This is a genomic window from Amaricoccus sp. (assembly GCF_017995835.1).
Taxonomy (GTDB): Bacteria; Pseudomonadota; Alphaproteobacteria; order Rhodobacterales; family Rhodobacteraceae; genus Amaricoccus.
In genome coordinates, this window is record NZ_JAGOID010000110.1 from 1 (window position 1) to 9,079 (window position 9,079).

Here is a 9,079-nt window from a genome sequence, read left to right on the forward strand (position 1 = left end):
GCTCTGGACGCTGGCGGCGAGCGCCGCGGCGTTGCTCGCCAGCGTCCCGAGCTGCATGCTCATCAGCGACATGGCGAGGAAGATCGACAGCGCGTTGCTCGACACGAGCTCGAGCGCCGCGGTGTGCGCCGGCCACTGCAGCCGCGGCAGCAGGTACGGCACGGTGTTCGAGAGCAGGATCCCGGCGATCAGGCACGGCACGAAGAGCGGCAGGTTGATGCCGGTCGCCTCGGTCAGCGCGCTGTGCGCCAGGTAGCCGAGGATCACCGCGACGTTGACCGCGAGCATCGCCCGCATCACCCCCATCTTGTCGATCGGCGCGGCGTCCGCCTCAGGCGGCAGCGCGCCGTCCTCCGCCGCGGTCCCCGGCACCGCGATCCGGTGCCGCTCGATCAGGAACTTGGCGAGCGGCCCGCCGAGCAGGCTCGCGATGACGAGGCTGACCGTCGCCACCGCGATGCCGCTCTCGAGCGCTGCCGGAAAGCCGTGCTCGGCGGCGATCGTCGGCCCCCATGCGATCGCCGTGCCGTGCCCGCCGACGAGCGACATCGACCCGGCGACCACGCCCGCCGCCTTCGGCATCCCGAGGAGCACGGCGCCCACGGTGCCGACGGTGTCCTGCAGGAACACGAAGGCGACGGTGACGAGGCAGAGCACCCCGAGCACCCGCCCCCCGGCCGCGAGGTCCTTCAGCCGCGCATTCACGCCGACGGTCGCGAAGAAGATCACCAGCAGCTTGTCGCGCGTCGTCATGTCGAAGCCGATGTCGACCCCGAAGACCCCGTGCACCGCCCAGACGAGCAGCGCCGCGACGAACCCCCCCGTCACCGGCTCGGGGATGCTGTAGCGGCGCAGGAAGTCCACACGCTGGGTGATAAGCACGCCGATAAAGAAGACGACGATTCCGATCGTGAGCGCGAGAAAATCCGGCGCCACCAGCGCCCTGGTTTCGTCCGCCATGTCTGGACTGCTCCCTCTGTCTCTCGCGGCAGCGTCTTCGCTGGGCGCCGGAGACCGAAGTACGTTACTGTCTACAACGCCCCGCGGCGCCTTCCGGCCCGTCGGCTGATGTGGCATTCTGCCTCGGTTTCGAAACGAGCGCGGCAGCCACGTCATGGAGAGCGGAAAGCAGGCCGTTTCGCCAGACATCGTGCGCGCGGAACTCGCACGCATCCTCGCCGCGCCCGCCTTCGACGCCAGCGAGCGCAACCGCCAATTCCTCTCCTATGTCGTCGACGAAGCCCTCGCCGGCCGCGCCGACCGGATCAAGGCCTACAACGTCGCCACCGAGGTCTTCGGCCGCGACCCGAAGTTCGACCCGCAGCTCGACTCCATCGTCCGCATCGAGGCCGGCCGGCTCCGCCGCTCGCTGGAGCGCTACTACCTGACCGACGGCCGCACGAGCAGCCTCAGGATCGACATACCCCGTGGCGGCTACGCGCCGGTCTTCGGCAACATCGCGCCCGTCGGCCTGCCGCGGTCGCTCCCCGGCGCGCCACGCATCCTCGTCACCGCCTTCGAGCCGGAGGGCGACCAGTCCGCCTTCCCGACCTTCACCCGCGGCTTCACCCGGATCCTCATCATCGCCCTCACCCGCTTCACCGGGCTCCGCATCTTCGGCGCCGAGACTGCGCTCCGCCATCCCGCCGAAATCGATCCCGACGCCGTCCGCCGCGAATGCGCCGCCGACTATCTCGTCACCGGCCAGACCTCGCTCGGCCCCGACCGCTTCGAGGTCGACGTCCTGCTCGTCGAGGCGGAGACCGGCCGCGCCGTCTGGGCCGAGACTTTCGAGCGCCGGCTCGCGCCCTCCGAGATCATCGGCCTGCGCAACGAGGTGGCGAACCGGGTCGCCCGGGCGCTGGCGCAGCCCTACGGCGCGATCCAGTCCGATTGCGCTCGCGACGCCGACGGCCAACCGCCGGAGCTTCTCGGCAGCTACGCGGCCGTCCTCCTCTTCTACGCCTATTGGCGCACCTTCGACCGCGAGATGATAGAGGCGGTCCGCGTCGGGCTCGAGCGCGCGGTCGCGAGCGAGCCCGATTATGCCGAGGCGCTGGCCTGCCTGTCGCTCGTCTATTCCAACGCCTGGCGCTTCCGCCACCCGACCGGCGCGCCCGAGCCCGACCCCCGCGACCGGGCCCTCGATCTTGCCGCCCGCGCGGTCGAACTCGCGCCCGCCTCGAGCTGGGCGCGCTACGCCCTCGGCCTCGCCCGCTGGTTCGCCGGCGATGTCCCCGCCTCGCTCGACGCACTGGAAGCCGGCCGCGCTCTCAACCCCAACGACACGACGATCCTCGCCGATCTTGGCCAGCGCTACGCCATGCTTGCCCACTGGGACGAGGCGGCGCCGCTCCTCAAGGAATCCTACGCGACCAACCCGGCCCAGCCCGGCAGCTACCGCATCGGCCTCTTCCTCTGGCACTTTGCCCACGGCCGCTTCGACGACGCCCTGGCCGAGGCGCGCCGGGTCAACGCCCCGCAGGTGCTCTACGGCCACGTCGCGGTCGCCGCCGCCGCCGCCGCGCTCGGCCGCGCCGACGAGGCCGCCGACGCCGTCGCCGCGATCCGCGGCATCGACCCCGACTACGGCACCCGCGCAGCCGCCGACCTCGCCGCCCGCCACGTCGCGCCCGAGCTAATCGAGCTGATCGTCAAGGCCCTCTCCGAGGCCGGCCTCGCGGTCGGCGGGTAGGGCCGTCCGATGCGCCTTCCACCCTCCGCCGGGCCGAGGTCGAAGCGGGCGCCACCGACTTCGTCGTCCGCCTCGCCTTCCTCGGGCTCTCGCCTGGTGGTCCCTCGAGCTCGTCAGCCGTTCGTGCCGATTGTGATCTGGGCGATCCTGCTCGCGACCGCCGTCTACCCCGCCTAAGACTGGCTCGCCCGCCGCCTCGCCGCCACCCTGCTCACGCTCGTCGCCCTCGCCACCGTCCTCGGGCCGGTGAGCGTGCTGGCGACCAGCCTCGCCGACCCGGTCCAGCGCATCGCCGCCGGCGTCGATGCCGGCACCCTGAAGCTGCCGCCGCCGGCAACCTCGACGAGGCGGTGCACCGCTACGGCCCGGCGATGCTCCCCGCCGGCGGCACCGTGCTGGCCAAGGTCGCGGCCCTCGGCGCCGACGTGCTGAAGTTCGTCCTCTCCCTCCTCATCGCCGGCTTCCTCTTCCTGCCCGACCCGCGTCTCGCCGCCGGCGCCCGCGCTTTCGCCAACCGGCTGATCCAGCCGCGCGGCGCACATTTCGTCGACCTCGCCGGCGCCACGATTCGCAACGTCTCGTGCGGGGTCATCGGCGTCGCGCTGCTGCAGGCGCTGCTCGCCGGCATCATCCTCTACGCCGCCGGCATCCCCGGCGCCGGCCTCGTCGCCTTCCTCACCCTGCTCCTCTGCATCGTGCAGATCGGCGCCGCCCCGGTCCTGCTCCCGCTCCTCGTCTGGATCTGGGCGACCCCGACGAGCTTCTCCCTCGTCCTCACCTCCTCCTTGTCCCGGTCGGGCTGATCGACAACGTACTGAAGCCGATGCTGATGGCCCGCGGCCTCTCGACGCCGATGCTCGTGATCCTCACCGGCGTGATCGGCGGCGCCCTGACGCATGGCCTGGTCGGCCTGTTCCTCGGCCCGGTGGTGCTCTCGGTCTTCTATGAGCTCGTCGTCGCCTGGACCCGCCTCGGCGTGCCGACCGACCCGAGCGGAGGCCCCTGATGGACCACCCTGCGATGAACCCGGCGGCGCCGCACTACCCTGCCTTCCTTCGTCACCGCGCCCGGCCAGTCCGACTGGCTGATGACGATGATGGCCGTCTTCCTGCTCGTCTCGGTCGGCCTCGTCTACCTCAAGCTCCACGCGCTCCCCGAGCACATGGCGCACCGTCGATTCCAACGACAAGAAGGCGGCGCGGATCAATTGTTTGACCCACCTCCTCGCCTCGATCCCCTACGAGAAGGTGAAATACGAGGAGCCGAAGCTCGGCAAGCGGCAGAAGAAGCCCGACGACTTCAAGCCCGACCGCAGCGGGCGCAACGTCGTGCCGGCAGTGTTCTGACCCATCGCCGGCCAGCGGCAGGGGCGTCCCCGCCGGCGGCGGGAAAGCCTGGCGCTCAGCGCCGCCCGCCGCGGCCGCCCCGCATCGCCGCCGGCCGGCCGCCGCCGCGCATGGGCGAGGCCGAGGGGCGCGGGCGCGTCGCCTGCCTCGCGCCGGAGGGTCGCGATGGCTGCACGCTCGGCGCGCGCACCCGGTCCGGCGACACCGCGGGGCGGCACTGCTGGACGGCGGCGGGCCCGCGGTCCGACCCCGGCCGCGGCGTCCCGAGGCTGGCCGGCGGGCTCCCGGCCTTCAGCCGCCCTTCGACCTACTCGCGCGCGAAGGCGCGGCTCGCCGGATCGGAGACCGACCCCTTGCGCGCGCCGCCCTGCAAGCCGGTCTCGATGCGGTTTCCCCCGCTGTCCCGGAGCCGCTTGCGGTCGCCGATCGAGATGCCGTCGCCCCTGTCGACGTCGATGTCGATGTCGTCTTGGTCGATGGTAATGTCGCCGCGGTCCCAGTCGATGTCGTCGCCGCCGAGGTCGTCCCTTCACACGCGAAGACGATGGTCGCTGCCTCCCGGCAATGCGCTTTGGCCCGCGGGTGACAAGTGCATCTTCGTGGAGCGAAAAGCGCACTGTTGTCCCTCCGACCGCTCGGCAGAGCAATACCTTTACCTTCCCAGGGTCTTCCCAGGGAGCGGATGGGAGCGGCATGGTCTGCGCCGTCGTTGCCGTGATAGAATGCCTCAGGTCTTCTGGAGCCTGGCATGGGACGCCGCCTTCGACCATACGAGACCGATTTTTCCCGGGACGGCGTGGTTGACGCATCCCTGGGTTCGGCTCGGGCATGGCAGCGGCTCGCGATCTCGGGCATCGAGAGCCTGCGCGATGCGGTGCTCGGCGCGGGGCTGGACGCCGTCCAGATGTCGCGCGGCCGGATGGCGGGATCGCTGGCCTTCTCGGAGGCGGACGGCATCCTTTACGGAAGCGGCAGTATCGACGGGCGGGTTTCGCTTGTGGGGTCGCTCTCCGAGAAGCGGATCACCGTTGGCATCGGCCTCGCCTTCCCCGGCGGCGCCCGGCACTGGCACCGGGACGTCGCGACCGGCGGCGTCGGCATCTTCCTCGCCGGCGACGAGCACGACGCGCGCTATGCGCCCGGCGCCTGCTACGCGACCGCGACCCTGACCGAGGAGCGTCTGGAGGAGGAGGCCGCAAGGCGCGATCTGGTCCTCGACCGCAGCGTCCTCGGCGGGACGCGAATCCACGCGCGGCCGGCGCCGGACGCGGTCGTGCAGGCGCTCCACCGGCGGGTCATGGCGGTTCACACGGGCTTGGGCGGCGACCCGTGCCTCGCCCCGGACATCCTGTCCGCCATTGTCGCCCATTGCGCCCACGAGCCGCAGACGATGGTGGGGACCGGACGCCGGACGGACCATGGCCTCATCGTCCGTCGCGCCCGCGCCTACATTGCCGACCATCTCGAAGAACCGATCTCGCTCGACGCGGTTGCCGCCGCCGCCCGCACCTCGCGGCGGACCCTGACCCGAGCATTCTGCGCGCTTGTCGAGGAGAGCCCGACCCTCTACGCGCGCCGGCTTCGGCTTCATCGCATCAGGCACGACCTCGTCTCGCCCGAGGAGGCACGGACCTCGATCGCGATCATCGCGGCGAAGTGGGGCGTCGGCGAGCCGGGGCGCGTTTCCGGCTGGTATCGCGAGCTGTTCGACGAGCTGCCGTCGGAGACCCGGGCCGCCTATCGACAAACGGTGAACCTGCGGCACTGACTTTGGCCCGATCCGCATAGAAGCGTCCAGCCGGCAGAGTAGATTGCGCGCATGGAGCCGGAGCCGCCGGCGTGTGCACGCACGGATGGCGTCCGGCGCTCGACAGGAGGGAACCCATCGTGCTGCCCGTCCGATCCGTAGTCGCGCTGCTGCTGGCCTCAACCTTCCTCTCCGTTGCACCGGCCATCGCCCAGCCCGCACCCCCGGCCTTCGCCGACCTCGCTCTGCCCTCCGCCGAGGTGACGCCGCAGGCGGCCTATGTCCGCGCCGTCGCGCGGCAGGCCTACCTCTGGGGCTGGCCGATGGTTAACATGCTGAACCGCCGGGCGCGGATCACCCAGGCGCCGCACCCGGGCCTGCTCGGTGGCGTGCTGCCGGCGGCGCCGCGCGGGCAGATCGGCATGCTGCACGACTATATCGAGCCGAGCCAGCGCTTCATCGCCTGCCCGAACCAGGACGTGGTCTATGGCCTCGGCTTCTTCGACCTCGACACGGAGCCCGTCGTCATCCAGGCGCCGGACTTCGGCGACCGCTTCTGGGTTTACGCGCTCTACGACCAGCGCACCGACCAGTACGGCGAGCTCGGCAAGCCCTACGGCTCGAAGCCGGGCTTCTACCTGCTCGTCGGGCCGAACTGGAAGGGCGAGGCGCCGGAGGGGATCACCGGTGTGATGCATTCCTCCACCACGCTCGCCAACGCCATCCCGCGCATCTTCCAGAACGACACCGACGCGGACCGAGCCGCCATCCAGCCGCTGATCAATCAGGTCGTCGCCTATCCGCTGTCCGAGTTCGACGGCAAGATGAAGACGATCGAATGGGCTGCCGCCCCCGACATCGAGAACCCCGACCAGGGCGGCAACGAGGAAACCCGCTGGGTGGTGCCGGAGAGGTTCTTCGACCAGTTCCCTGAGGTGCTGACGATGGTGCCGCCTCTGCCCGGCGAGGAGGCGATGTACGCCCAGTTCCGCTGGCTGATGGACGTGGCGGCGAAGGAGCCGGCGCTGAAGGCGGCGATCGTCGACGAGGCCACCAAGGCCGAAGCGGAGATCATCACCCCCTTCCTGCAGTGGAAGCACAACGGCAGGCCGGCGGGCAACGGCTGGAACCGCTCGACCAACAATGCGCAATGGGGCGTTGACTACTACGACCGGACCGGGACGGCGCGGTCGAACATGTTCGACAACCGGCCGAACGAGACGCAGTATTTCTACACCGACGACGACGCCTCCGGCGCCGCGCTCGACGGGTCCAGGACCTACGCCATCACCTTCGCCGCGGGCCAGGAGCCGCCGGTCAACGGCTTCTGGTCGATGACGCTCTACAACAAGGAGCATTTCTTCCACCCGAACGACCTCCACCGCTATTCGCTCGGAACGAAGAACACGACGCTCCAGCGCAACGCCGACGGCTCGCTGACGCTCTACGCCGGAGCGAAGTCGCCGGGCGCGGACAAGGAGGCGAATTGGCTGCCCGCGCCCGAGGGGCCGTTCTCGCTCTACATTCGCGCCTACTGGGGCAAGGAGCCGATCCTCGACGGCACATGGCAGCCGCCGAAGATCGAGGCGATGCAGTGACGGAGGCGACAATGACTGCACCCATGACCCGGATCCGGCTTCTCGCCGCAGCGCTCGCGCTTCTCGCCCCTGCGCTCGCGACGGCGCAGGACGCGCCGTCGCCCCTCAGCCCGCTGATGGCGCAGATCAACGGCGGCAAGTGGCTCGACCCCGCCGAGGCCGAGCGGCAGCGCGCCGACCTCTACTACCAGACCGCGATCCAGGCCTACCTCCGCACCCTGCCGGCGCTCAATGTCATCGGCATGCGCGACGGATCGGAAGCGGTGTTCGGCGCCGGCTACAACGTTCTGCCGATCTGGAAGGAGCGGATGGACAGCCGCACCTGGGTGCCGACGCCGAACGCCGACGTCATCTACTCGATGAGCTACCTCGACCTGAAGGAGACTGGCCCGCTGGTGGTGGCGGCCCCGCCGAACGTCATCGGCATGTTCACCGACTTCTTCCAGCGCACTCTGACCGACGTCGGCGCCATCGGGCCGGACCGGGCGCGCGGCGGGCTCTACCTGCTCTTGCCGCCCGACTACGACGGCGATGTGCCGCAGGGCTACTTCACCTTCCGCTCGCCGACCTACAATGTCTTCCTGTTCTTCCGCACGATTATGCAGCAGGGCGACGGCGGCCCCGACCCGGCGCCGGCGGTGGCGAACGCCGAGCGGACCCGGATCTACCCGCTCTTCACGCCGGAGAAGGACGTGAAGCCGATGGAGTTTCCCGACGGCTCGGGGAAGGACATCGACATGATGTACCCGGTCGATGCCAGCTACTGGACCAAGCTCAAAGCGTTCGTCGACTATGAGCCGGTGGCGGCGATCGACCCCGACCTGCGCGGGATGCTGGCGCAGATCGGCATCGAGAAGGGCAAGCCCTTCGAGCTGACCGAGGCCCAGCACGCGCTGCTCGAAAAGGCCGTGGAGACGGCACCGCGGATGATCATGGCCGAGCGTCAGCTGGGCCGCCCCGACGGCCGCGAACTCTACTATCCCGACCGGCATTGGCTGAACGTCTGGGGCGGGGCAACGTCGGAGTGGCTGCAGGACGGCTACCTCGACGCCCTGCAGCGCGCGACCTACTTCCAGGTCGCCTACTCTTCGGCGCCGGCGATGGTGATGCGCACGCTCGACGCGGGCTCGAAGTATCCGGTCGCGCTGGTCGACGCCGGCGGCGACTTCCTCGACGGCGGCAAGGCCTACAAGCTGCACATGCCCCCCGACCCGCCAGCGGCGCTGTTCTGGGCTGTGACGGCCTACAACATCACCGACGGCACCATGGTCGCGGCCGCTCAGCGGATGTCGTCGATCAACGGCTTCAACCCGGTGGAGAAGAACGACGACGGCTCGATCGACCTCTGGTTCGGGCCGGAGAAGCCGGCCGCCTCGCCCGCGGCGAACTGGATCCAGACGGTACCGGACAGGAACTTCCTGGTGACGATCCGCCTCTACGGCACCGGAACGTCCTTCTTCGATCAGACCTGGACGCCGGACGATGTCGTGAAGGCGCCGTGATTGTCACGGAATGAACGGCAGGTTCGGGACACGCCACAAAAGCACTTGAACGGCAGGTTAGGGCCGTTCGCTTCGATACGGCCGCACCAAAGGGGCAAGCCTACGGTCCCCCGCGACTTGTGAAGGCAATCGCCTGACGCGACCGAACTACCTGAAATCCCGCGGCCTGATCCGCAGCTGATCAATATGCT

The 9,079-nt window shown here is 70.0% G+C and carries 8 protein-coding genes; 7 read left to right on the forward strand and 1 reads right to left on the reverse strand.

What is annotated here, in order from left to right:
• A partial coding sequence (locus KBA23_RS14060; RefSeq protein ID WP_290741993.1) for a sodium/glutamate symporter occupies positions 1-960 on the reverse strand: 960 nt, incomplete at its 3' end.
• Between the two features lie 154 nt (positions 961-1,114).
• Here KBA23_RS14060 and KBA23_RS14065 point away from each other — a divergent pair.
• From KBA23_RS14065 to KBA23_RS14095, 7 genes are all read left to right on the forward strand, one after another.
• Positions 1,115-2,695, forward strand: coding sequence for a hypothetical protein (locus KBA23_RS14065; protein ID WP_290741996.1), 1,581 nt, complete (start codon positions 1,115-1,117; stop codon positions 2,693-2,695).
• Positions 2,696-3,045: 350 nt separating this feature from the next.
• The gene (locus tag KBA23_RS14070; RefSeq protein ID WP_290741999.1) at positions 3,046-3,498 is read left to right on the forward strand and encodes an AI-2E family transporter; all 453 of its coding nucleotides are present in this window, start codon (positions 3,046-3,048) and stop codon (positions 3,496-3,498) included.
• Positions 3,499-3,524: 26 nt separating this feature from the next.
• Complete coding sequence (locus KBA23_RS14075; protein WP_290742002.1) at positions 3,525-3,701, forward strand: hypothetical protein; 177 nt, start codon at positions 3,525-3,527, stop codon at positions 3,699-3,701.
• Between the two features lie 205 nt (positions 3,702-3,906).
• Positions 3,907-4,041, forward strand: a complete 135-nt coding sequence (locus KBA23_RS14080) for a hypothetical protein (protein WP_290742005.1) — start codon at positions 3,907-3,909, stop codon at positions 4,039-4,041.
• 796 nt (positions 4,042-4,837) lie between these two features.
• A complete protein-coding gene (locus KBA23_RS14085; protein WP_290742008.1) occupies positions 4,838-5,809 on the forward strand; it encodes an AraC family transcriptional regulator in 972 nt (323 codons plus the stop codon).
• Between the two features lie 119 nt (positions 5,810-5,928).
• Entirely contained in the window at positions 5,929-7,386 is a 1,458-nt protein-coding gene (locus KBA23_RS14090) for a DUF1254 domain-containing protein (RefSeq protein ID WP_290742010.1), read from the forward strand.
• Positions 7,387-7,397: 11 nt separating this feature from the next.
• On the forward strand, positions 7,398-8,888 hold the full coding sequence (locus KBA23_RS14095; RefSeq protein WP_290742013.1) for a DUF1254 domain-containing protein: 1,491 nt from the start codon (positions 7,398-7,400) through the stop codon (positions 8,886-8,888).
• Positions 8,889-9,079: the final 191 nt, after the last annotated feature.